General features: G+C 66.1%; 26 protein-coding genes. 15 read left to right on the forward strand and 11 right to left on the reverse strand.

Going from position 1 to position 23,372, the window contains the following annotated elements; genetic code table 11:
- Positions 1 to 72: 72 nt before the first annotated feature.
- Positions 73 to 2,148 (forward strand): helix-hairpin-helix domain-containing protein, encoded by a 2,076-nt coding sequence (locus VI340_RS15585; protein WP_336329586.1) that lies wholly within the window; start codon positions 73 to 75, stop codon positions 2,146 to 2,148.
- A 94-nt stretch (positions 2,149 to 2,242) separates the two neighbouring features.
- Entirely contained in the window at positions 2,243 to 3,370 is a 1,128-nt protein-coding gene (locus VI340_RS15590; protein WP_336358693.1) for an ORC1-type DNA replication protein, read from the forward strand.
- A gap of 47 nt (positions 3,371 to 3,417) precedes the next feature.
- Here VI340_RS15590 and VI340_RS15595 read toward each other — a convergent pair whose 3' ends face one another.
- Both VI340_RS15595 and VI340_RS19875 read right to left on the reverse strand, forming a co-directional pair.
- The gene (locus tag VI340_RS15595) at positions 3,418 to 4,203 is read right to left on the reverse strand and encodes a DUF7089 family protein (RefSeq protein ID WP_336329587.1); all 786 of its coding nucleotides are present in this window, start codon (positions 4,201 to 4,203) and stop codon (positions 3,418 to 3,420) included.
- A complete protein-coding gene (locus VI340_RS19875) occupies positions 4,204 to 4,299 on the reverse strand; it encodes a hypothetical protein (protein ID WP_008306998.1) in 96 nt (31 codons plus the stop codon).
- Positions 4,300 to 4,370: 71 nt separating this feature from the next.
- Here VI340_RS19875 and VI340_RS15600 point away from each other — a divergent pair, with 71 nt between their 5' ends.
- Positions 4,371 to 4,757, forward strand: a complete 387-nt coding sequence (locus VI340_RS15600; RefSeq protein WP_336358694.1) for a RidA family protein — start codon at positions 4,371 to 4,373, stop codon at positions 4,755 to 4,757.
- Positions 4,758 to 4,798: 41 nt separating this feature from the next.
- Here VI340_RS15600 and VI340_RS15605 read toward each other — a convergent pair whose 3' ends face one another.
- On the reverse strand, positions 4,799 to 6,268 hold the full coding sequence (locus VI340_RS15605; RefSeq protein ID WP_336358695.1) for an MATE family efflux transporter: 1,470 nt from the start codon (positions 6,266 to 6,268) through the stop codon (positions 4,799 to 4,801).
- 84 nt (positions 6,269 to 6,352) lie between these two features.
- Here VI340_RS15605 and VI340_RS15610 point away from each other — a divergent pair, with 84 nt between their 5' ends.
- Positions 6,353 to 6,799, forward strand: a complete 447-nt coding sequence (locus tag VI340_RS15610) for an enoyl-CoA hydratase (protein ID WP_336329589.1) — start codon at positions 6,353 to 6,355, stop codon at positions 6,797 to 6,799.
- On the opposite strand, the gene VI340_RS15615 is transcribed toward VI340_RS15610, so the two are convergent.
- Positions 6,789 to 7,034 carry a ferredoxin gene (locus VI340_RS15615; RefSeq protein WP_008306993.1) on the reverse strand — a complete coding sequence of 82 codons (246 nt, stop codon included), beginning with the start codon at positions 7,032 to 7,034 and terminating at the stop codon, positions 6,789 to 6,791. The genes VI340_RS15610 and VI340_RS15615 overlap by 11 nt on opposite strands.
- A gap of 115 nt (positions 7,035 to 7,149) precedes the next feature.
- Here VI340_RS15615 and VI340_RS15620 point away from each other — a divergent pair, with 115 nt between their 5' ends.
- From VI340_RS15620 to VI340_RS15640, 5 genes are all read left to right on the forward strand, one after another.
- The gene (locus VI340_RS15620) at positions 7,150 to 9,552 is read left to right on the forward strand and encodes an ATP-dependent DNA helicase (RefSeq protein ID WP_008306991.1); all 2,403 of its coding nucleotides are present in this window, start codon (positions 7,150 to 7,152) and stop codon (positions 9,550 to 9,552) included.
- A complete protein-coding gene (gene cgi121, locus VI340_RS15625; protein WP_336358696.1) occupies positions 9,552 to 10,079 on the forward strand; it encodes a KEOPS complex subunit Cgi121 in 528 nt (175 codons plus the stop codon). Before VI340_RS15620 ends, cgi121 begins: the two co-directional genes overlap by 1 nt.
- Positions 10,080 to 10,116: 37 nt before the next feature.
- The gene (locus VI340_RS15630) at positions 10,117 to 10,404 is read left to right on the forward strand and encodes a hypothetical protein (protein WP_008306984.1); all 288 of its coding nucleotides are present in this window, start codon (positions 10,117 to 10,119) and stop codon (positions 10,402 to 10,404) included.
- Positions 10,401 to 11,705, forward strand: a complete 1,305-nt coding sequence (locus VI340_RS15635) for an oxidoreductase (RefSeq protein ID WP_336329591.1) — start codon at positions 10,401 to 10,403, stop codon at positions 11,703 to 11,705. Before VI340_RS15630 ends, VI340_RS15635 begins: the two co-directional genes overlap by 4 nt.
- 76 nt (positions 11,706 to 11,781) lie before the next feature.
- Complete coding sequence (locus VI340_RS15640) at positions 11,782 to 12,624, forward strand: alpha/beta fold hydrolase (RefSeq protein ID WP_008306980.1); 843 nt, start codon at positions 11,782 to 11,784, stop codon at positions 12,622 to 12,624.
- A 1-nt stretch (position 12,625) separates the two neighbouring features.
- On the opposite strand, the gene VI340_RS15645 is transcribed toward VI340_RS15640, so the two are convergent.
- Positions 12,626 to 13,171: a MaoC family dehydratase gene (locus VI340_RS15645; protein ID WP_008306979.1), complete on the reverse strand. Its 546-nt coding sequence runs from the start codon at positions 13,169 to 13,171 to the stop codon at positions 12,626 to 12,628.
- Between the two features lie 300 nt (positions 13,172 to 13,471).
- Here VI340_RS15645 and VI340_RS15650 point away from each other — a divergent pair, with 300 nt between their 5' ends.
- Genes VI340_RS15650 through VI340_RS15670 form a run of 5 tightly spaced genes read left to right on the forward strand, consistent with a single transcriptional unit; the run spans position 13,472 to position 16,902 of the window.
- Positions 13,472 to 13,771 (forward strand): AbrB/MazE/SpoVT family DNA-binding domain-containing protein, encoded by a 300-nt coding sequence (locus VI340_RS15650; RefSeq protein WP_004960320.1) that lies wholly within the window; start codon positions 13,472 to 13,474, stop codon positions 13,769 to 13,771.
- A 7-nt stretch (positions 13,772 to 13,778) separates the two neighbouring features.
- A complete protein-coding gene (locus VI340_RS15655) occupies positions 13,779 to 14,336 on the forward strand; it encodes a hypothetical protein (protein ID WP_008306975.1) in 558 nt (185 codons plus the stop codon).
- A 45-nt stretch (positions 14,337 to 14,381) separates the two neighbouring features.
- Positions 14,382 to 14,927 (forward strand): poly(R)-hydroxyalkanoic acid synthase subunit PhaE, encoded by a 546-nt coding sequence (locus tag VI340_RS15660; RefSeq protein WP_049942747.1) that lies wholly within the window; start codon positions 14,382 to 14,384, stop codon positions 14,925 to 14,927.
- Positions 14,928 to 14,930: 3 nt separating this feature from the next.
- Positions 14,931 to 16,400: a poly(3-hydroxyalkanoate) polymerase subunit PhaC gene (gene phaC / locus VI340_RS15665; protein ID WP_336358697.1), complete on the forward strand. Its 1,470-nt coding sequence runs from the start codon at positions 14,931 to 14,933 to the stop codon at positions 16,398 to 16,400.
- A 40-nt stretch (positions 16,401 to 16,440) separates the two neighbouring features.
- Positions 16,441 to 16,902, forward strand: a complete 462-nt coding sequence (locus VI340_RS15670; protein WP_336358698.1) for a TIGR00725 family protein — start codon at positions 16,441 to 16,443, stop codon at positions 16,900 to 16,902.
- 9 nt (positions 16,903 to 16,911) lie between these two features.
- Here VI340_RS15670 and VI340_RS15675 read toward each other — a convergent pair whose 3' ends face one another.
- From VI340_RS15675 to VI340_RS15690, 4 genes are all read right to left on the reverse strand, one after another.
- Positions 16,912 to 17,136, reverse strand: a complete 225-nt coding sequence (locus VI340_RS15675) for a hypothetical protein (RefSeq protein WP_008306970.1) — start codon at positions 17,134 to 17,136, stop codon at positions 16,912 to 16,914.
- Positions 17,137 to 17,422: 286 nt separating this feature from the next.
- Positions 17,423 to 19,105: a thermosome subunit alpha gene (thsA, locus tag VI340_RS15680; protein ID WP_008306969.1), complete on the reverse strand. Its 1,683-nt coding sequence runs from the start codon at positions 19,103 to 19,105 to the stop codon at positions 17,423 to 17,425.
- 146 nt (positions 19,106 to 19,251) lie between these two features.
- Entirely contained in the window at positions 19,252 to 20,247 is a 996-nt protein-coding gene (locus tag VI340_RS15685) for an ATP-binding protein (RefSeq protein WP_336358735.1), read from the reverse strand.
- A gap of 142 nt (positions 20,248 to 20,389) precedes the next feature.
- Positions 20,390 to 21,364, reverse strand: coding sequence for a DUF5784 family protein (locus tag VI340_RS15690; protein WP_336358699.1), 975 nt, complete (start codon positions 21,362 to 21,364; stop codon positions 20,390 to 20,392).
- Positions 21,365 to 21,518: 154 nt separating this feature from the next.
- Between VI340_RS15690 and VI340_RS15695 the strand changes: the two genes are divergently transcribed.
- Positions 21,519 to 21,692 carry a DUF5786 family protein gene (locus tag VI340_RS15695; RefSeq protein ID WP_004516474.1) on the forward strand — a complete coding sequence of 58 codons (174 nt, stop codon included), beginning with the start codon at positions 21,519 to 21,521 and terminating at the stop codon, positions 21,690 to 21,692.
- On the opposite strand, the gene VI340_RS15700 is transcribed toward VI340_RS15695, so the two are convergent.
- Both VI340_RS15700 and VI340_RS15705 read right to left on the reverse strand, forming a co-directional pair.
- Complete coding sequence (locus VI340_RS15700) at positions 21,679 to 22,413, reverse strand: DUF7530 family protein (protein ID WP_008306953.1); 735 nt, start codon at positions 22,411 to 22,413, stop codon at positions 21,679 to 21,681. The two genes, VI340_RS15695 and VI340_RS15700, sit on opposite strands and share 14 nt — an antisense overlap.
- Positions 22,410 to 23,348, reverse strand: coding sequence for an NAD(P)H-binding protein (locus VI340_RS15705; protein WP_008306951.1), 939 nt, complete (start codon positions 23,346 to 23,348; stop codon positions 22,410 to 22,412). The genes VI340_RS15700 and VI340_RS15705 overlap by 4 nt, the downstream gene beginning before the upstream one ends.
- Positions 23,349 to 23,372: the final 24 nt, after the last annotated feature.

Here is a 23,372-nt window from a genome sequence, read left to right on the forward strand (position 1 = left end):
GTCGGACGCCCACTCCGTCGCCGGAGCCGCTGGCGACGGGTTTTTTCTCGCTGGCGTCGAATGGGCGGGCAGATGGAGCTCGAATCGGTTCCGGGCGTCGGGGCGAAGACAGCCGCGGCGCTCCGGGAACTAGACGACCCGGAGGCGGCGCTCCGGGACGGCGACGTGGCGTCGCTCGCACGCGCACCGGGCATCAGCGAGGGCCGGGCCGCCCGCATCGCTCGCGGCGCGATCCGGGCCGAACACGACGACCCCGGCGGGTTCACCGCGACGAAACGCGCCAGAGAGATCCACGAGGACGCACTGGCGCTGCTGACCGACCGGACGGTGACCGACTACGCCGCGAAGCGACTGGAGACAGTTTACCCCAGCGGCGTCCGCAGTCGCATCGAGGAAGTCCGGGCGTTCGCCGAGTCGGCGATGGCTCGCGAGCCCGACCCGGCAGTTCTCGACGCCCTGTCGGCCGTCGAACCGCTTTCTGAACCCGGCGACGTGCGGGTCCGGGACCGCTGTCTGGCGACCCGCGACGCCGAACGGTACGCCGACGCGCAGGCCGCGATTCCGGAGGTCAGCGTCGAGGTCGTCGACGACGCCCGCCAATTGGCCGAGCTCGCCCGCTCGTACTCGACGGTCGTCGCGCTGGATGAAGCATTCGCCGGCGTCGACATCGAGGGCGACGTGCGGGTGGAACCGAACGCGCTCGAAGAGCCCGAATCCGTCGTGCCCGAGCGAGTCCTCACCTTCTTTGCCAGCAACCGCGACCGGATACGGGCCGCTGCCGAGGTCCACCGCGTCGCCGACCTCGACGCCTCGTGTGACCTGGAGACGCTCCTGTCGGCGCTCGACCAGCTCGACGAGGACGGGAGCGTCAGCGGCGACGAGGAACTCGACCGGCTCGCCACCGCCGTCGACGACCTCGACGCGGCGGTCTCGACCGCCGAGAGCGTCGCCAACGACCATCTCCGGGAGGCCATCGAGGAGCAGGACGTGACCATCGAGGGGACGGACCTGCTGTCGCTGGTCGAGCGCGGCGCGGGCGTCGACTCGCTGCTCCAGCGGGAACTGGCCGACGAGTACGCCGCCGCCGTCGAGAAAGCCCGCGACCACCTCGTCGACGCGCTGGCGCTCCGAGACATGGAGGCGACGGCGCGCCGGGCGTTCCCCGACGAGCCGGCCTACCCGGTCGAACACAGCGAGGATGTCGTCGCCCGCCTCCGCGAGGAACTGACTGCCGCACGCGACCAGCGCGCGACCCGCCGCAAGCGAGAGCTGGCCGACGACCTCGCCGAGATGCGCGACGATGCTGCCGCGCTGGTCGACGCGGCGCTGGAACTCGACGTGGAGCTGGCGATAGCCCGCTTCGCCGCGGACTTCGACTGCACGATGCCGGAACTGACCGAGTCCGAAGGCGTCGCCATCGAGGGCGGACGATCACCACTGCTCGACGTGCCCTTCGACGCCGTCGAGCCCGTCGACTACGCCGTCGAGGGCGTCACCGTCCTCTCGGGGGTCAACAGCGGTGGCAAGACCTCGACGCTGGACCTCGTAGCGCTGGTGACGACGCTGGCGCACATGGGCCTGCCCGTCCCGGCGGAGTCGGCCCGCGTCGGCCGGGTGTCAGAACTCCACTACCACGCCAAGACTCAGGGCACGCTCGACGCCGGCGCGTTCGAGGCCACGCTTCGGGAGTTCGGCGACCTCGTCGCGGACGTGGACCACCGGTCGACGGAAGCGGACGGGAACGGAGCGGAAGCTGACGGCGATGCGACAACGGACAGCGACGACCCGGCGGCCGGGACCGACGACCGCCCGGTGATGGTGTTGGTCGACGAACTCGAATCGATCACCGAGCCCGGTGCCAGCGCGAAGATCATGGCCGGTATCCTCGAAGCGCTGGGCGAGCGGCAGGCCACGGCGATTTTCGTCTCCCACCTCGCACGCGATATCCGCGAGGCCGCCGAGACCGACATCAGCATCGACGGCATCGAAGCCAAGGGGCTGGAAGACGGCGAACTGCGCGTCGAGCGCTCGCCGGTGAAGGGAAAGCTCGCCCGTTCGACGCCGGAGCTCATCGTCGAGAAGCTCGCCGACGACGGTGCCGACGATGCCGATGGGTTCTACAGCGACCTGCTCGGGAAGTTCGAGTAGGGACGGCCAGCGAAACCGCGGTCCCTCGTGTACCTGTCACTGATCGTGAACCTGTGGCAAATGGTTAAGTGGGCCGCGAAGCTCGGTGAAAGTGATGAGCGACGACCCCGAGGACCGGATGCTCGGCTGGGACGAGTCCGTCTTTCGGGACGAACACGTCTTCGAAATCGACTGGCTCCCGGAGACGTTCAAACACCGGGACACACAGATGGAGACGTTGAAGTACGCGCTCCGGCCGGCCGTCCGCGGGTCGCGCCCGCTCAACGTCATCGCCCGCGGGCCGCCGGGCACGGGGAAGACGACAGCCGTCCAGATACTGTTCGACGAACTCACCGCCCAGACGGACGTGAAAACCGTCCGGGTGAACTGCCAGATGGACTCGACGCGCTATGCCGTCTTCTCGCGGCTGTTCGCCGAGATATTCGACTACGAGCCGCCGTCCTCGGGCATCTCCTTCAAGAAACTGTTCTCCCAGATTACCGACAAGCTGGTCGAGGAAGACGAGGTACTCGTCGTCGCCCTCGACGACGTGAACTACCTGTTCTACGAGAGCGAGGCCAGCGACACGCTGTACTCGCTGTTGCGCGCCCACGAAGCCCACTCCGGCGCGAAAATCGGCGTCATCTGTGTCTCCTCTGACCTCGAACTGGACGTCATCGACGCACTCGATACGCGTGTCCAGTCCGTGTTCCGTCCGGAGGAGGTGTATTTCAATCCCTACGGACAGGCCGAAATCGCGGATATCCTGGGCGAGCGCGCCGACCGGGGGTTCAACGAAGGTGTCGTCGGCCCCACGGTGCTGGACCGCGTCGCCGAACTGACCGAGGAGCAGGGCGGCGACCTCCGGGTTGGCATCGACCTCCTGCGCCGGGCCGGCATGAACGCCGAGATGCGTGCCTCCCGCTCGGTCGAAACCGAGGACGTCGAGGAGGCCTACGACAAGTCCAAATACGTCCACCTCTCCCGCCGGTTGCGGGAGCTGTCGGACTCGGAAACCGCGCTCGTGGAAGTCATCGCCGCCCACGACGGCCAGCAGGCCGGCGACATCTACGACGCCTTCTCCGAGCAGACGGACCTGGGTTACACCCGGTACTCCGAGATCATCAACAAGCTCGCCCAGCTCGACATCATCGACGCCGACTACACCAACGTCGAGGGTCGGGGCCGCTCGCGGGAGCTGACGCTCAACTACGACGCCGACGCGGTGCTGGAGCGGCTGTAGTACAACGTAGTAAATCGTATTTACTGGAGCACCGACACGGCACTCCGTTACTCCATCTTCTCGAAGGTCGTCTCGGCCCACTGGACAGCGTAGTCAGCACCGTACTCCAGATAGGCGTCGGTGTCGAGCGCGGCAAACGGCGCGGGCAGGTCGAGTCCGTGCTTGACGCCGCTACAGGCGAGTTCGGCCGCCGCGGCGAACTCTGTCTGGCCCTGGGCGATTTCGCTGGGGAGGTCTTCGAGGCGGGGCTGCAGACGCTCGCCGGCGTCGTCCCACGCCGCGTGTAGCTCTGGGTAGCTGTCGGCCCAGTCGGTGAACTCCGCGCGGGTCTGGAGGCCCAGATACGCTGTGTACACCGCCGCTGCGAGCTGGTACCGGGCGTTCGCATCGAGGTGGTCCTCGGTGGCGGCCACGAACTCCGGGTAGCGCTCGCTGAAGAAGCCAAGGAAATGCTCAGGTTCGTCGAGACTGACCTCGACGAGCGCCTCGGCGACGAGAAACGAGACGAAGTCATCGGGCGACGTCTCCAGCCGGGGCTTGACGAACACGCAGGGGGGAACCGTCTGGTGTGTCCAGGCGACGCCGCCGTCGCCCGGCATCCCGATAGTGAGGCTGCTGCCGATGTACTCCTGTAGCACCTCTGGCGCTGTGGTCGGCAGCCACGCGCCGTCGTAGGAAATCTGATCTAAACTGTCGGTCACCAGCAGGAGTTCCTCGGCGACTGCGGGGTCCAGCGTCTCGAAGTCACGGTCGCAGTTCAGTACGAGCGTCTCCGGGGCGTAGGCCTCACGTACTGCCGGCAGATCGCCGGTCAGTGAACGCTCGGTGAACATCTACGCCGAGAACAGGACGAGGTTGATGACGATGCCGATGGATAGCAGTGCTGACACGCCGATTGTTCCGAGGACGATTTTCGTGGCCTTGCTCATGCCAATGAGTATCTCGGGCCGGACATTAAAACTTGAGAAACGATTTTGGGGGCCCACAGCGTCTATTGGGTATGGGTCGCGAACGATCTTCCACGGGCACAGACTGGGAAGAGCAAGTCGGCTACTCGCGGGCGATACGTGCGGGTGATACCGTCCGCGTTGCCGGTACCATCGCCACGGACGACGACGGCGAGGTCGTCGCGCCGGGAGACCCGTACGAACAGGCGAAACACGCCTTCGGTATCGTCGAGGACGCGCTCGCGGATCTCGACACCGCTATCGAGGACGTGGTCCAGACCCGGATGTACGTCACCGATATCGACGACCAGGAGCGGGTCGGCGAGGCCCACAGCGAGTTCTTCGGCGACGTGCGCCCCGTGGCGACGATGGTCGAGGTGAGCGGTCTGGCAACACCCGAGGCCGTCGTCGAGGTCGAAGCCGTCGCACAGGTCGAGTGACGCGGTCGACAGCGGGCCGGTGTGGACGATAGCGTTCGCCGTCAGTCGTCGGCCGTACCGACACCGGACCGTCTGGCTACGTCGCGCCACCCGCCGGACCAGAACCGGCCCGCGTTGACTGCGGCTTTCAGGTAGAAATCGCCGACGAGCGCAGCGAAGATGGCCGGCAGGCCGAGCCCAAGCCCCGGCGAGACGGCGATGTCGAGAACGGGAATTGTCACGACGAACGACGACGGGAGCGCGAGGGCAGCCACCGGGAGCCGGTAGCAGTAGCCGCCCAGAAACGTCCCGTACAGCGGCCAGCGGGTGTCGCCGGCGCCACGCAGGCTGCCCCGCATCGTCCGGGAGATGGAGAACCCGGCAACGAGCAGGCCGAAGACGCGGACGAACGCGGCCGCCAGTTCGGGGTAGGCGGTCCCGAACAGGGCGACGATGGGGCGGGCAAACACCACGAGCAGGAGCGCCACGACGAGCTGGACGGCGAGCGCTACGCGGAGCGTCTGCCAGCCGTAGGCGGTCGCCTCCCCCTCGTCACCGGCCCCCAGCGACTGCCCGACCAGCGTCGACGCGGCGGTGGCGTACCCCCACGCCGGCATCAGCGCCAGCAGCATGACCCGGCGGCCGATGGCGTAGGCCGCGAGCGTCGGCGTCCCCAGCACGCCCAGGATGAACAGGAACGGGAAGCGGGCGAACGTCTGGAGCAAGCGCATCCCGGACAGCGGGAGCGCGACGCGGACGATTTCGCGCATGAGGTCGGCACTGAACTGCGTCCCGCCGGGCCGGAGCGTGACGACGTAGCGCCCGGACAGCAACAGTCCGAGAAATATCACCGCCGCGAGCGTGTTCGCGATGGCTGTCCCCCACGCCGCACCGGCGATGCCGAGTTCAGGGAACGGGCCGACCCCGAAGATGAGGACGGCGTTGAGCAGGACGTTCGTCGGGAGCGTGAGCAGGCGGACGTACATCGGCGTTCGCGTGTCGGCGCTGCCGGCCAGTGCCCGGGCGGCGACCATGCTCCAGAACCGCGGGGCCAGCGACAGCATTACGATGGCGAGATACGTTGCACCGAACCGGATAGTCGCCGCGTCGTCGGTGAGAACCCCCACCAGAAGCTCCGGATAGCGCCAGCAGAGCGCCGACAGCGGCAGGGAGACGAGCAGTGCGATCCACAGCGACTGTTTTACCGCGAGGTTCGCCCGCTCGGGTTGATCGGCTCCCTGTAGCCGCGAGACGACGCTGATCGTCCCGGAAGAGACCGCAAGCGAGAGCCCGAACCCGACGAAGTAGTACTGGAAGCCGAGTTCGAGACCGGCGATAGCCGCGTCACCGAGCGCCAGCCCGACCATCAGGAAGTCGGCGAGGCGCAGCAGGATCCGGAGGCCGCCCGTGACCATCACCGGCGCGGCGAGGTCCGTCGCGGCGGTCGCCTTCTCCCGGTCGACGAGCCCTGCACTGGCCAGCAACGCGGGGAACGCAGTCAGAAGGCGGCGGAGGGGACCACCAGTCGACATCGCTCTGATCTGAGGAGCCCAGCCCCCTGTGGGTTTCGGGACGAGGCCGTAGATTTTTCTCCCGTAGCGCCGACAGGCCAGCACATGCCTCCCGTCGAAGCCGGCGAGACGTTCACTGAGACGCGGACGTTCCGGCCCGAAGACGTCGACCAGTTCGCCGCCCTCTCCGGAGACGACCAGGCCCGCCATACTGAGCCTGATGGGGACGGGCGGCGGATGGTCCAGGGGCTGCTCACCGCGTCACTGCTGACCAGCATCGGCGGCGATCTGGAAGTGCTCGCCTCGCGGATGGACCTGCGGTTCCAGCGCCCGGTGTACACCGGCGAGCGGCTGGTTTGTGAACTTACCGTGGCGAGCGTCGACCCGCGGGCGGACGGCGGTGTGAACCTCGTCGGTGACGTGACTGTCTGGCGCGTCAGCCGCGGCGACGAACCCAGTCAGGCCGACCCAGCTGTCGTGGACTCGGTCGATGAAGATATCGCTGGAAGCGTCGTGCTCGAAGCGACTGTCGAGGGAATAATCAGGGAATGAGCTGTTCGCCGTCGTCGTCGTAGATCGTGATTGCGTCGACCGGACAGGACCGGGCCGCGAACTTCGCGTCCAGTTCGGCGTCGTCGGGGACCTCCCGGACAAACACGTCCTCTCCGTGTTCCTCACTGTCTGCCAGCACCGCTTTGCCGGCGTCCTCGTCGCGCTCGAAGGCGTCCCACTCCGCGACACACTGGAACATCCCGATACAGGTGTCGTAGTCGTACTCGACTCGCATACCTCGTGTTAGCCGCTCGCGGGCAAAGGCGTTCCCCTCGGCGGTCGACACGCCGGCGAGTCGATGCGGTTGCAGTGCGACAGTTTAAATCACGGCAGGGCCCAAACGGGGTGTAATGGACGTTGCGGACCTGCCGGGCGTGCCCGAGTGGCTCCCGGACCACCTGCGCGACGACGGCATCGAGGAGCTGTATCCGCCCCAGGCCGAGGCCGTCGAGGCCGGCGTTACGGAGGGGGAGAACCTGGTCGCGTCGATTCCGACGGCGAGCGGGAAGACGCTCATCGCCGAGCTAGCGATGCTCTCCTCGGTCGCCCGCGGCGGCAAGGCGCTGTACATCGTCCCGCTGCGGGCGCTGGCCAGCGAGAAGCAGGCCGACTTCGAGGAGTTCGAACAGTACGGCCTCGACATCGGCGTCTCGACGGGGAACTACGAATCCGAGGGCGGGTGGCTCGCGGACAAGGACATCGTCGTCGCCACCAGCGAGAAGGTGGACTCGCTGGTCCGCAACGACGCCCCGTGGATCGAGGACCTCACCTGCGTTGTCACCGACGAGGTCCACCTGGTCGACGACGGTGAGCGGGGGCCTACCCTGGAGGTAACGCTGGCGAAGCTCCGCCGGCTCAACCCCGACCTCCAGACCGTCGCGCTGTCGGCGACCATCGGCAACGCCGAGGCGCTGGCGACGTGGCTCGACGCGGGGCTCGTCGACTCGGACTGGCGGCCCATCGACCTCCAGAAGGGGGTCCACTACGGGCAGGCGCTGCATCTCGAAGACGGGAGCCAGCAGCGGCTCTCGGTGCAGAACAACGAGAAGCAGACGGCGGCTATCGTCCGCAATACGCTGGAAGACGACGGGTCGACGCTGGTGTTCGTCAACTCCCGGCGCAACGCTGAGGCGGCCGCGGGCCGGCTGGCGAACACCGTCCGCCCCCACCTCACCGACGAGGAGCGGGCCCAACTGGCCGACATCGCCGAGGAAATCCGTGACGTGAGCGACACGGAGACGAGCGACGACCTCGCGGACGCCGTCGCGGACGGGGCGGCGTTCCACCACGCCGGCCTCTCGCGCGGCCACCGCGAACTCGTCGAGGACGCCTTCCGGGACCGGCTGGTGAAGGTCGTCTGTGCGACGCCGACGCTCGCGGCCGGCGTCAACACGCCCTCTCGGCGCGTCGTGGTCCGCGACTGGCGGCGCTACGACGGCTCGGCCGGCGGGATGGCCCCGCTGTCGGTGCTCGAAGTGCACCAGATGATGGGGCGGGCCGGCCGCCCGGGACTCGACCCATACGGCGAGGCGGTTCTCATCGCCTCAAGTCACGACGAAGTGGACGAGTTGTTCGAACGGTACGTCTGGGCCGACCCGGAGCCGGTCCGGTCGAAGCTCGCGGCCGAACCGGCCCTGCGGACCCACATCCTCGCCACTGTCGCCTCCGGCTTCGCCCGCTCGCGCGAGGGGCTGCTCGAGTTCCTCGAACAGACGCTGTACGCGAGCCAGACCGACGACAGCGGCCAGCTCGAACGGGTCGTCGATGACGTGCTCACGTACCTCCAGCGCAATGACTTTCTGGAAATCGAAAGCGGGGAGCTGGATGCCACGTCGCTGGGCCACACTGTCTCGCGGCTCTATCTCGACCCGATGAGCGCCGCCGAAATCGTCGACGGCCTCCGGGACTGGGAGCGGGGCGTCAGCGATAGCACCTCGGCCAGCGGGTCGCCGGCTGACGCACCCGCTGAACCGCCGGCTGACAGCGGTTTCACGACCGCCAGCGAACTGGCCGGGGACGGCGACGAAAGCAATAACGCCGACCGGGACCCGGACGACATCTCCGCGCTGGGCCTGTACCATCTCGTCTCGCGGACGCCGGACATGTACCAGCTGTACCTTCGTTCGGGCGACCGCGAGGAGTACGAAATGGAGCTGTTCGAGCGCGAGAAGGAGTTGCTCGGCCCCACGCCCTCGGAGTTCGAGGAGGGCCGTTTCGAAGACTGGCTCTCGGCGCTGAAGACCGCCCGCCTGCTCGAAGACTGGGCCACGGAGGTCGACGAGGCGACCATCACGGAACGGTACGGCGTCGGCCCGGGCGACATCCGCGGGAAGGTCGAGACGGCCCAGTGGCTGCTCGGTGCCGCCGAATCGCTGGCCAGCGAGGTCGATCTGGACGCCGCCCGAGCTATCAGCGAGGCCCGCATCCGCGTCGAACACGGTGTGCGCGAGGAACTGGTCGACCTAGCCGGCGTTCGCGGCGTCGGCCGCAAGCGCGCCCGCCGGCTGTTCCAGGCCGGCATCACCGACCGCGCACAGCTCCGGGACGCGGACAAAGCCGTCGTGCTGGCAGCGCTCCGGGGCCGCCGGAAGACGGCCGAGAACGTACTGGAGAACGCCGGCCACCGGGACCCGTCGATGGAGGGCGTCGAGCCCGCGCCCGACGTGGAGGTCGACCTCGACGACGGTTCGGATAGCGACACGAACGCTGAAACGACAGCCAACGAAGATCAGTCGAGCCTGGGTGATTTCTGATGCAGGTCGTCGAGGGCACTGCCGATATTGATGACGTGGGATCGTTCGTAGAGACGCTCAGTGCAATCGGTGACCGCCACGGCGTCACGGTGCAGGCGTTCGACGCCCGCTACGTCGTGGACCGCGCTCACCTCGAACTGGCCGTCGACCTCGCAACTCGGGCACATGGGCGGGGTGACACCATCGCCGAGGACTTCGGCGTCGAGATTCTGTTGTATGCGGCCGGCCGTCGCCAGATCAACCGCGCGCTGACGATGGGCGTCAGCGAGGGGGCCTGTCCCGTCGTCGCGGTCATCATCGACCACAAACGGACAGATTCTCACGTAGGAAAAAGAAACCAGAACGGTATCGAAGCAGCCGCGAGCGATGTTCGCGAGCAGCTTACGGCTGCGTCTACCCTGGGAGAGTACGATGAGGGCCGCGTCCGGTCGTTCTTCGACGTGACTGACACCGAACTCGCCGCGACGGCCGGCGGGCTTCCCGACGCCGTCCGGGAGCGCGTTGCGCTGTTGCCGGTCGAGAAGTAGCGATAGAATTTTGACGATAACTGTGCTATTCTCACACATGGACCCACAGCGGACGGCACGGCAGCGGGCCAGCGAGCGCGCCCGCCGGGTCGAGGCGACGGTCGACCGCACCACCGGCGGGGCCGCGTACCCGGTCCGCGTGGCGGAACTGGCAGACGAATACGGCAGCGCCGACCCGCCCGCAGCGGACCTCTCGGACGCGCTTGCGGGCAGTACCGACGGCGAGTTCGATTCGCCGACGGAAGTCCGGGCGGCCATCCAGCAGGTGACACCACAGGACGGCGTCCGTACCGAGGCGACCTTCGACGAACGCGAGCAGTCGTGACCGCGCTGGAGACGCCGCTGCAGATCGGCGGCGTCGAGATCCCCAACCGGCTGTACCGCGCACCGGTACTGGAGTGTGCGGGCAACGGCGAGGGGGCCGTCGACACGCTCATCGACGAACTCGAACCGACGGCCGCCTCGGGTGTCGGCCTCCTCTTTCAGGGGGCGAGCATCGTCACCGACCGCGGCGGCTGTGCCGCGCCGAACATGACGCGGGTCCACGACCCGGCCTTTGTCGAGCGCCTCGAACGGCTCACCGGGACTATCCACGACCACGGTGGCCGTATCTTCCTGCAACTGGCCCACGGTGGCCTCCGGAGCATGGCGACGTGGCACGCCGAGTATCGCCGACAGCATCCGGACCAGCGCCAGCTCGCTGTCAGCCGCCCGCCGTGGCAGCTCCGGGCGCTTGACCGGGCGGGCCTGATTTCGTTGCAGCCGGACGTGCTCTCGACGAGCGAGGTGTGGGACCTGGCCGAGCAGTTCGGACGGTGTGCCGGCTACGCCGTCGACGCGGGCTACGACGGCATCCACCTCTCGACGGCGAACATGAGCCTGATACAGCAGTTCCTCTCGCCGTTCTACAACCGCCGGGACGACGAGTTCAGGGACGGCGTTCGGTTCCTCGAAGCCGTCCACGACGCCGTGCGCGACCACGCCGGAGACGTGCCACTGGTCACGAAAGTCCCAGCCGAGACCGTTGCGCCGAGTTTCGTTCGACGGCATCTCACTCGGAGGGATGGCGTGGGTATCGCCGAGCGGGCGGCGGCCATCGGCTACGACGGGCTCGTTCCGGTCGAGGTCTCGCCGTTCTGGGACATGAGCATCGTCCGCGGCGCGTTCCCGGATCGGGCCTGGGACGCGAGCGACCTGCAGGACGACTACGCGGCGGTCTTCGGCGGCCGACTGCGAGCGCGTGCCGTCCGGCTGCTCAATCGACTGCAGGCACGCCGGTTCGGCCGCGATCCGGGCTGGAATGCCGACTTCTGCCGGGCGGTCCGCGAGCGCGTGGACGTACCGGTCCTACTGGAAGGCGGCCTCCGGACGCGCGACGACTGTGACCGGTACCTCGGTGCGACTGGGGCCGTCCCCGCAGCCGACGCGGTCGGGATGGCCCGCCCCTTCTATGCCGAGCCACGCCTCGGCGCTCGCTTGCTCGACGGTTCAGACGCGCTGTGTGAGAGCTGTAACAACTGCACCGTCCCGCAGGTCACCGGCGAACCGGGCCGCTGTCGGACACCAGCTATCGTCCGCGAGCAAGCCCGACTCCAGCGAGACGGTGCGTACGAGCGATCAGAGTGACCGATTTCGGACGCCCCCGCCGTCATAACTGGGCGGATACAAAGGCTCATACGCCCTCGGTCCCGAACGAACGCCGATGACGACAGGGATTTCGTCCGAGCGCGTCGAACTGTCCGTCGACGGCGAGGACGTCGATATTCACTACCGGACCGGCGGCGAGGGGCCGCCTTTGGTGTTTCTCCACGGCATCGGGCTGGACGCCGCGACAGTTTCGTGGCGTCACGCACTCCCCGCACTCGCGCCGGAGCGAACGGTGTACGCGCTCGATTTGCCGGGCCACGGCGACAGCGACAAGCCAGACCGCGCGTACACGACCGACTATTACCTTGAGACCGTGGCCGAGTTCATCGACGCGCTCGGTATCGAGGAACCCGCGCTGGCGGGCCTCTCGATGGGCGGTGCAATCGCGCTCGGCCACGCGCTCGATGGTGGCCCGGTCGAGCGGCTGGTACTGGTCGATAGCTACGGGCTGGGAGCCGACGCCTACTGGCGCACAGCGGCCAGCAGCGTCTTGCAGACGCCGATACTCGGAAATATGCTCTGGCAGGGCGTGGGATCGTCCCAGTCGGCGATCAGAAACAGTCTCCGAAGCATGGGTCCCGGGGAGCCACCCCAGCAACTGGTCGACGACGTCGACAGCGCCGTCGACCGCCAGACCGTCCGGGCGATGCGGCGCTGGCAGCGCAGCGAGTTCCAGTGGTGCGGTTTCCGGACCGACTACTCCGACCGGCTGGACGAGATAGACGTGCCGACGATGTTGATTCACGGGGCCGTCGACCCACTGCTCCCCCGTCGGTGGTCCGAGCAGGCGGCTGGAACGGTCACTGATAGTACGCTGAAAATCTTCGAGAACTGCGGGCACTGTCCGCCGCGGGAACACCCCGACCGTTTCAACCGGGCCGTTCGAGCGTTCTGCTGAGTTATTCCGGCAGGTCGTCGATGAGGACGACCGCTTCGCCGTCGATGACGACTTCGTCGTCTGCGAGGACGCGCGTTGTCAGCCGGTACTGTTCGTCGCCGAGGTCCTCGACGATTTCACACTCGGCAGTGAGTCGGTCGCCGATACGGACCGGGTTGTGGAACTCCAGGTCCTGCGAGAGATAGATCGTCAGCCCCGGGAGGCGTGCTAAGGCCGCGCTGATGAGGCTGCCGACGAGCGTCCCGTGGGCGATGCGGCCGCGGAAGCGCGTCTGCTCTGCGAACTCGTCGTCCAGGTGAAGCGGGTTCGTGTCGCCGCTCGCGGCGGCGAACTGTTGCACGTCGTTCTCCGAGATCGTCTTCGTGAAATCGACGTGGTCGCCGACGCCGAGGCGGCCCGGGTGGTCTTCGGAGATCGAGACGTGCCATTCTGGGAGATCTTCGTCCGGCTCGATACGGTCTGCGGGCGTGACGCCGTTCTCGTCCTCCTGCTGGACGCCGAACGCAGCGAACGCTGCCCGGTTAGCTGCAACGACGCTGTTGAACATATGTGACGATGTTTCAGTCCATGTGTCTAACAGCGGGTTTCGTGGCGATTCAGAACTCATCTGTTCTGCTAATTTATTGGTCGGAGTATTAAACCTTGGTGTTGGTTTCGCCTCAGCTGTCGGTAAATGCCGTCTAACGGGCGTCAGACGCGTATTTGGGGTTGCCGTTATCGGTGCTACAGAGCGTAGCACGTCCCTCGACGCTCCTCAACCGGTAATACCATTCTCTACCACTCAATGGTGCCCAATGGTTTTCAGCGGAAGGTTTATATTGTTGAGGAGAGTACATGTAGTTGACCGATGGCCGACGAGGATGATGGCCTGATGTGGCCTCCGATGTTCAAGGGGATGCAACAGGCGAGCGAGAACGCGATGGAACAGCAACAGCAGCTGATGAAACAGATGTTCGCCAGCGGTGGCATGCCGAGTTTCGATATGAATCAGCTCGGTGCCATGAGTCAGATGGCGACGTTCAAGACCCGCGTGCAAAGCGGGGGTCGGATCAGCATCCCCGATGCGGAGCGAGAGGCGCTGGGCATCGACGAAGGCGATATCGTTCAAGCCGTCGTCCTCCCGGTCACTAACAACAACAGCGAGTAATCCAACAATGGTAGACTACACAACCCCCGTCACGACAGCGTTCGAGATGCAGCGTACCACGATCGAGCAGAGCCAGAAGGCGCTCGAACAGAGCGTTTCCTTCCAGAAGAACGTCAACAGCGCGGTCATCGACAGCCTCGACACGCAGGAGTCGGCACAGCGCCGCGGCGTCGAGCTTCAGCAGACCGCGTTCCACAGCTACCTCGACGCGATGGCGTCGACGATGCCCGGCATGACCGAAACCGTCGAACAGATCCGCGAGACCGTCGACGAGCAGTTCGACTTCCTGCTCGAGAACCACGCCGAGGTCTTCGACAACATGGAAACGGAGCTCACAGAGGGCGCTGACACCTACGACGAGATGACCGACGAGTACGTCACCGCCGTCAACGATCAGGTCGATATGCTCGTCGAGGCCCACGAGGAACTCGAAGCGCAGTCTGTCGAGGCCGCCGAGCAGTTCGGCGAGCAACTCGAAGAAGTGCAGGAGCAGGTCGAGGAGATTCAGGAGCAGGTCGAGGAAGTGCAGGCCGAAGCCGCCGACGCTGTCGACGTCGAAGCGTAAATACGACAGTCGGTTTTTTTGTGCGCCCGCCGCCGAGGTACTATTATGAGTAATACAAACGACATTCAGGAGGAATGGACGGAGATGGTTGAGGAGATGAACAGCGCGGTCGCTGACTCGATGGAGCAGAACATGAAGGCCCAGGCGGCCTTCGTGGAGTCGTGGGCCGACGCCGTCGAGGACACGATTCCCAAAGAAGAGGACCTTGCTGACGGGATGGACGGCTACAACCGCGCCTACGAGGAGTGGATCGACGCCGCCGAGCAGATGGTCGAGCGCTCGACCGACGCCGCACAGGGCGAGGACGTCGACCCCGCCGAATTCCGTGATATCTGGCTGCAGTCCGCCAACGAAGCGTTCAAACACGTCATGGGCACCTCGGCCTTCGCGGCCGCCAACGGCCAGCTCGTCGAGTCGATGATGGAGATGCAACAGGAAGCGGACGACCTGAGTCAGGACGCTCTGGAGCAAATGGGTTTCCCAACGCGCAACGATGTCGACGAAGTTGCTGAGCGGCTCGTCGAGCTTGAGCGCCGCCAGCACGCGGTCGAACAGAAGCTCGACCGCATTCTCGAACACATGGAAGAGTAACTCATGTCCAGTAACCCGTTCAATCCGTTCGAGGCCGCGCTCAACTGGCAGCGCAAGACGCTGGAGAACATGACCGACGCCGCCGAGACCAGTCAGATCGCCGACGAGCGACTGGAGCTGATGGAGTCCGTCGAAGTCGGCCAGACGCCAAGCGACGTCGTCTACGAGGAGAACAAGCTCGAACTCCTCCACTACGACGCCGAAGCCGCCGGTATCGAGGTGCCCGAAGAGGAGAAGGAAGACGTTCCGATCCTCATCGTCTACGCCCTCATCAATCGGCCGTACATCCTCGACCTGCAGGAGGAGCGGTCGGTCGTCCGACGCCTGCTCGAGGCGGGCCACGACGTGTACCTCATCGACTGGAACGAGCCGTCGCGGCTCGACCAGCACCTCACGCTCGATGACTACGTCAACCGCTACATGGACAACTGCGTCGACGTGGTCCGCGAGCGCTCCGGCCAGGACGCCATCAACATCCTCGGCTACTGTATGGGCGGCACGATGTCGGTGATGTACACCGCCCTCCACAAGGAGAAGGTCAACACCCTGGGCCTGATGGCCGCCGGGCTCTGTTTCGACCACACCGGCGGCGTCCTCGAAGAGTGGGGCTCCGAGGAGTACTATTCCCCGCGGGACGTCGTCGATACGTTCGGCAACGTCCCCTCGGACATGCTCGACATCGGCTTCGCGCTGATGGATCCCGTCGAGAACTACGTCACGAAGTACATCCGGTTTGCGGAGAACATGGAGAACGAGGGCTTCGTCGAGAACTTCGGCCGGATGGAGCAGTGGCTCGGTGACGGCATCGACGTGGCCGGCGAGGCCTACGTTCAGTTCCTCGAAGACGTGTACCAGGACAACAAACTCTACAAGAACGAACTAGAACTCGACGGCAAGCACGTCGATCTGGACAACATCGACATGCCTGTCCTCCAGCTCATGGGTGAGTACGACCACCTCATCCCGCCGGAGGCCTCCAAGCCGTTCAACGACGTCATCGCCAGCGACGACACCCGAACCATCGAGTTCTCGACGGGCCACATCGGCCTCTCCGTCTCGTCGTCGACCCACGCCGACCTCTGGCCCGAGGTCGCCGAGTGGTACTCCGAGCGCAGCAAGGGAACCGATGAAGTCGATATCGAGGTCGAGTCCCCTGAAGCGGCTGAAGACGACACAGTGGACCAGTCGGAACTCACCGACATCGACGTGGACGCGGCCGACGATGTCGATGTCGATGCCACTGAAGACGACGCCGATGCGGCCGACGTCGATGCCACCGAGGACGACGCCGATGCGGCCGACGAACCCGCCGACGTCGATAGCGTCTCCGGTATCGGCCCGACCTACGCCGAACGGCTGCACGACGCCGGCATCGAGACGGTTGCGGACCTGGCCGAGTACGACGCGGCCGAACTGGCCGACATCACCGAGACCAACGAGTCCCGCGCGCAAGACTGGCTCGACCAACTGTAATCCGGGACGGTTTTTCTAGTCTCCCGCTGAACGACCAGCCATGCGCGTCTCGGTCATCGGCGGCTCGACAGTTACCGACGAACAGTACCAACAGGCACGCGAGATCGGGAAACAGCTCGGTGAGCACGGCCACGATGTCGTCTGTGGCGGCCTCACGGGTGTGATGGAAGCCGTCTGTCGCGGTGCGAGCGAGGCCGGCGGCCACACTATCGGTATTTTGCCGGGCGAGCGCCGTGCCGCCGCGAACGACTACGTCCAGACAGCCATTGCGACGGGGCTGGGCAACGCCCGGAACGTCCTCGTCGTGCTGAACGGCGCGGCCGTCATCGCCGTCGACGGCGGCACCGGGACGCTCTCGGAACTCGGCCACGCGCTCGACATGGGGCGGCCCGTCGCCGGCCTGGGAACCCACCGCCTCGACAGCGCGGCTGGCTGCGACGCCATCGAACACGTCGAGACGCCCGCCGACGCCGTCGACTACGTCGAGTCCACCGTGCAGTAACCGAACTTTTTAGCCGAATACCCGCTTGAGAACCGCCGCCGTTGCGAGAAATGCGACGCCGAGCAGCCTGACCCGGCGACGGGACCGTTCCTGTGGTCTGAACTCCACTGCCAGCACCCAGCGATAGCCCAGCCGCGCTAGCGACAGCAACGTGCCGGGAACGAGCAGATGGAGCACACCTGCTAGCGCCGTTCCGGTCCACAGCAGCCGCCGTTCGGTCCCTGTCAGGTCCATACCGTGTTAAGGGGGCGCGCTGGTTTGACCGTGGCGTCTGCTTGCGAAGTGTGTACTGTCCGATATCTTCGATAATCGAAACAGCGTCGTCACTCACTCAGACTAAAGACAGAAAATGTAGAACCGCAACGATTCTTTGCGAGATCGACGGGCGAGGCAGGCATCCGCGGCCGAAGGCCGCGGTTCTCGGAATCGCCGCATCGCGGCGATTCCGCCTTTTTCGCCCACGTTTTTGCGCGGGGGTTGAGGGCGCGAAGCGCCCGAGGCCCCTGCGCAAAAAGGTGGCTTACATCATGCCGCCCATACCGCCGCCCATGCCGCCCATGCCGCCGCCCATTCCGCCGGGCGCGCCGCCTGGGCCGCCGGGTCCGCCTTCGTCCTCGTCGTCGTCGCCCTGGCCACCCTTGAGGTCGCCAGCAGCGATGACGTCGTCGATGCGGAGGATCATGACGGCTGCTTCGGTTGCGCTTTCGACGGCCTGGGTCTTGACACGGAGCGGCTCGACGACGCCGTCCTCTTCCATGTCGACGACCTCACCGGTGTACGCGTCAAGCCCGGAGGTGACTGCGCCACCGTCGTGCTTGCTGCGGAGGTCGACCAGCGAGTCGATCGGGTCGAGACCGGCGTTCTCCGCGAGAGTGCGCGGGATGACGTCGATGGCGTCGGCGAAGGCCTCAACGGCGAGCTGCTCGCGGCCGCCGACGGAGTCGGCGTGGTCTCGGAGACCGAGGGCGAGCTGGGTCTCGGGGGCACCGCCGCCGGGCAGGACCTTGCCGTCCTCCAGCGTAGCGGCGACGACGCCGAGCGAGTCCTCGATGGCGCGCTCGACTTCGTCGACGACGTGTTCGGTGCCGCCGCGGAGGATCATCGTGACAGCGCGGGCGTCCTCGACGTCCTCGACGAAGATGCGCTCGTCGCCAGCGATGTCCTTCTGGGCGACGGAGCCAGCGAAGCCGAGATCGTCGGCTTCGATGTCGTCGATGTTCGAGATGATGCGCGCGCCGGTCGAGCGCGAGAGGGCCTCGATGTCGGACTTCTTGGCGCGGCGCACGGCCAGGATACCTTCCTGAGCGAGGTAGTGCTGGGCCATGTCGTCGATGCCCTTCTGGCAGAAGACGACGTCAGCACCGGCTTCTTTGAGCTGATCGACCATCTCCTTGAGCTGTTCCTCTTCCTGGTCGAGGAACTGCTGGAGCTGGTCGGGGTCGGTGACGTTGACTTCGGTGTCGAGTTCCGTTTCCGGAACCTCGATGGCCGTGTCCAGCAGGGCAACGTCGGCGTCCTCGACGGCGAACGGCATGTTGTCGTGGACGCGCTCCTTGTCGACGATGACGCCTTCGACGAGTTCGGACTCGTCGGTTGCGCCGCCGACGACGGTTTCGATCTGGATGTTGTCGGTGTCGACGCTGCCGTCGTCGTCGACGACGGACTGTGCGGCGCGAACGACGAGTTCGGCGAGGATGTCCTTGGAGGACTCCGCGCCCTTGCCGGTCATCGCCGTCGCGGCGACCTTTTCGAGGGTCTCCGTGTCGTCGGCGTCGACGTCGATGGCGTTGTCCTCGAGAATCTCCTTGGCCTTCTCTGCGGCCTGGCGGTATCCCTGAGCCAGGATGCTGGCGTGGATGTCCTGGTCGAGGAGTTCCTCAGCCTTCGAGAGGAGTTCGCCGGCCATGACGACCGCCGTGGTCGTGCCGTCGCCCACTTCGTCTTCCTGGGTCTGGGCGACCTCGACAATCATGTTGGCGGCGGGGTGCTCGATGTCCATCTCGTCGAGGATGGTGACGCCGTCGTTCGTGACGACGACCGAGCCCGAGTTGTCGACGAGCATCTTGTCCATGCCCTTCGGACCCAGTGTCGTCCGAACGGCCTCGGCGACGGCCGTCCCGGCCGTGATGTTCATCGACTGCGCGTCCTTTCCAGATGTCCGCTGGGACTCCTCGGAAAGTACAATCATGGGCTGGTTGCCCATCTGCTGTTGAGCCATAGTCAAACGATGATTGAATGTGATTCTATATAAATGCTACGGTGGGCGTTGGTGTATCGCCCTATTACACGCCACACTCGACGGTGTGATACCGAATAACGTGGGTGGTTTATATACCCATTCAGGGCCGCTCAGCGGCCCATTCCGAACCGACGGTGGCGCAGTTCGGGGGTGATCTGGATGCGGGAGATGTCCTGCCCGGTTCGGTACCAGACGAACGCCGCCCTGGTGAACAGTTCGCGACACTCGATACGGACCTCACGGGGGTTGCCCTCGGTCCGCTCGTGGATGTCCTCGATTGCGGCCCGTGTGAACAGGTCCGGGGCCTGCCCCTCGTAGGGTTCGCCCCGGAAGTACGAAAGCGAGCGGGCGGCGTACTCGGCCACGTCGTCCGGCGAGAACGGGTCGATGCCCTCGTAGTAGCGAAGCCGTGAGTCGAGCGTTCCCCGGATCTCCGCGACGCGGCGCTTCCCCTCCGGCGTCCCGGTGAGGAACAGGCGGACGCCGGCGTCGCCGGCCACCTGCAGCGGCGACAGCAGGTCCGCCTCCAGCACCTCGATCTCGTCGACGACCAGCAGTAGCGTCTTGTCGTCCTCGCGCACGCGACGGACGATTTCGTGGACAGCGTCTTTCGCTTCGGCGGTCGCCCACGGAATCCCGTCGCGGACCTGCGAGTAGTTTCGCTGGTCGATGGAGTAGCCCGCGGCGTAGGCGGCCGTCAGAACCGTCTGGTACAGTTTTCGCGGCGTCGTCTCGCGTGGGTTGTCCAGATGCGTGATGACAAAACCCTCGTGTTTCGAGAGGTCACGGAGGACGATTTCCCGGAAGGCCGTCTTTCCGGTGCCGTAGGGACTCACTAACCCGATGTGCTGGTCCTGAAGCAGCCAGGACGTGACCTGGTTCAGCATCTCGGTGTCGTGGCGGACGTACAGCGGCTCGGGCATGTGGTCCAGCCCGGCTTCCTCGGTAAACGGGAGGTCCGTCACGGTGTCGGCGGTGCCGCCCAGCGCCTCGCCGAAGGCAAGTAGCCGCTGTTCGACCTCCTGCAACTGGTCCAGTAGCACGCCGGCGGTAGCGCTCTCGGAACGTTCTTCTTCCTCGGACCGGAGCGATTCGAGCCGGTCCATTACCTCGGAAACCGACTGTCCCGCGCCGCTGGTCCCCGGTTGCTCTGTGTCGTCCACCACGGCTATCTCTCTCAGTGTTGCCCGTCCGGCGCGTTATATGTTACGCCCCGAATTTCGGGGAAGATAACGCGGCGCACCTGCATTAAAACGGGAGCGGGAACGGAACCGAGCCGTAGGCGTACCCTTCCATGCTGCCGTCCGGTCGGGCGCGGAAGACGATGGTCGGCGAGTAGCCGACATCGGGCTGTTCGCCGTAGACCCGCCGCCAGTCGTCGTCCGGGAAGGAACTGCAGTCGACGACGAGGACGGCTCCGGGGTGGGCCGCTAGCTGGTCGCGGGTCTTGGCGTCACCGGACGCTTTGACCGCGGCGATACCGGTGTTGACCTGTCGTCGGGACGGCGGCCGTGGGCGGGTGACCTCCACGAGCGTGTCCTCGACCCGGAAATCGACGGAGTGGCCCGAGTTCAGTTCGACCTCGGGTCTGATGTCGTTGCCCGCGTCGACGAGCAGTTTGGCGACGTTGAACTCGCCCATCGTCGCTCGCATCCGCGAGAGGTCAAAACCCTCGCTGGTCCCGAGTTTGCTCGCCATCGTGTAGCGGTAGTCGTCGAGTTCGCCGGTCGCGAGGAAGTCGTCGTAAAACGCCAGCCCGTCCGCCCGGTCGGCGTCCGGGAAGCCGCCGGCGTGGTCCCGGAAGAACGTCCGTGTCGACTCCCGGCCGTCCTTCGAGAGAAACACGGGCAGGAAGAAGTGCGCCAGCGTCTCGTACTCGGTGAGCCACGGGTCCTCCACCTCTAACTGGGCGAACAGCTCCCGCTGGACCCACTCGCTAATCTCGTCGGGCACCTCGTCGAACGTGTACTTCTCCGTTCGCCACAGCGTCTCCGGGGTCTCGGTGTTCCCGACCCAGTACGCGCGCTGGCCGTTCCAGCAAAACAGCGCGAGGTCGCCGTTGTCCATCTCTAGTCGGCGCGCGGCCCACCCCTCCGGCGGGGCGAACCACGGACCGTTCATCGTCGCACCGAAGGTGTTCTGCAGCGGCGTCAGCAGGTCTGTCCGGACCCGCTTCTCGCTCCATCGCTCGTTCGACCGTCGCAGACGTAAGGGACCAGCCACGGGTGCGTGTAGACGGTCAGTGGTCTTGGGCGTTCCGCCCTATCGAGACACCCCGATTCGGACTGTTCGACCCCTCTGTAGGTCGTGTGGTACGGTTTCTGGGACCACCGTTACATTGATAGTCACTACCAGCCAAGTTTCACTGTGGTTACCTATGTCGATGGGAGCGTACGACGACGACGAACACGAACGCCGTGAACGCAAGAACAGCGAGGTCGACCTGTCGGAAGACGACGACCGGAGCACGTACCACGGGAGTGTCGACTACGACGGTGACGAGTCGACAGAAGAGCTGCTCGACCAGTTCAAGCAGATCAACTCTGACTGACGGCGGCCGTTCTCGACCGGTAGCGCAATAGCCCGACAGAGGCGGCCGTCACGACTGTGACGGCTATCACATGGCCGACCAGCGCCGCGAGCAGTACCGGCTGGTCGAGCACGAACGGAACGAGCACGAGCTGGAGAACCCCAAAGCCCCATATCTCCAGATCCGCACGGATGAACACCCGTGCCGTCTCGGGGTCGAACCGGTAGCGTGCCGACCGCCAGAGCCCGGTGACGCTGGCCCACCAGCCCGTACCGATACGGTAGCTCACGTCCCAGAGGATGAGTAGGGTCAGATACACCACCAGTACCGGCGGCTCCGACCCGAACAGCTGGCCCAGAAGTGGCGTCGAGCTGACCTGCGGGTCGAAGACGAACAGGTGGGTGAGCAGGGCGACGTACGCGAGGACGGACAACACGACCTCGACGTTCGAGGCGAACAGCAGCGCGCGGTAGGTCGGCGGCACGTCGATACGGCGGATGAGCGTGCTGATACGGAGCATCTCGGCGCTCCCGATGGTGGCGACGAACACGACGACCGTTCCGGCGATTGCGGCGCTCCAGACCTCGTAGTACCACGACAGAGCGACGATGGCGACCTCGAAGATGAGGAGCTGTATCGCCATCGCTGCCCACGTCGGTAGCCGAATCCCCGGCAGCGCGCCGATGATGCTCTCGTACACCCACGTCTCGCCGTACTCCGGGCGGGCGCTGTCGCCGCTCATCTGCCTGCACCACCCGTGGCCGCGGCCGCCTGCGCCGTTTCGCGACTCCGCGGCTCGCTGAGGGCCAGCCAGACCGCGTCTGCGAACGGCGTCAGGTCGACCGTGAACTGTGCCTGAGCGGCCTCGGTGTCCGCGACCACTGGCGTCTTCAGCCCGTGGATGAGCGGCCGGGCGACGCTCGATGGCACGTCGGTCAGTAGACCGACCCAGTACGCAGACAGCTTCGGCGTCAGCACCGGTATCGGCACGATTTTCGGCTCGCCCGTGCCCATGATTCGCCCTGTCCGCCGCAGTATCTCCGCGTAGGTCAACACCTCCGGGCCGCCAATCTCGTAGGTCTCGCCGGCCGTCTCCGGCGTGTCGAGCACGTCGACCAGGTACGCGATGACGTCGTCGATAGCGATTGGGTGGCAGTCGGTCCGGACCCAACGCGGCGTCACCAGCACTGGTAGCCGCGTCGTCAGTTCGCGTATCATCCGAAAGCTCGCTGAGCCCGCGCCGATGATGATGGCCGCCCGGAACGTCGTCAGGTCGTACTCGCCCTCCTTGAGGAGGAACTCGACTTCGCGGCGCGACCGGAGGTGCTCGGACAGCGTCTCGTCGTCCTCGCCGAGGCCGCCGAGGTAGACGACTCGGTCGACGCCGGCCGCGTCGGCCGCCCGACGGAAGTTCCGCGCCGCGCGCCGGTCCCGCTCGGCGTAGTCGGTCCCGGCACGCATCGAATGGACGAGGTAGTACGCGACGTCGATTCCGGCGAGGGCGGCATCGAAACTGCCCGCGTCGAGCAGGTCGCCTGTCGCCACGTCGACGCCGTCGGGCGGGGCGTACTCGCTCGGGTCGCGAACGAGCGCGCGGACGCTGTGGCCGGCCGCGAGGAGCGCCGGGGCGAGGTGGCCCCCGACGAACCCCGTTGCACCGGTCACGAGGACGTGCATACCCTTCCTGCAGGACGGGACGCG

The organism is Haloarcula sp. CGMCC 1.6347, from assembly GCF_037078395.1.
Classification (GTDB): Archaea; Halobacteriota; Halobacteria; order Halobacteriales; family Haloarculaceae; genus Haloarcula; species Haloarcula amylolytica.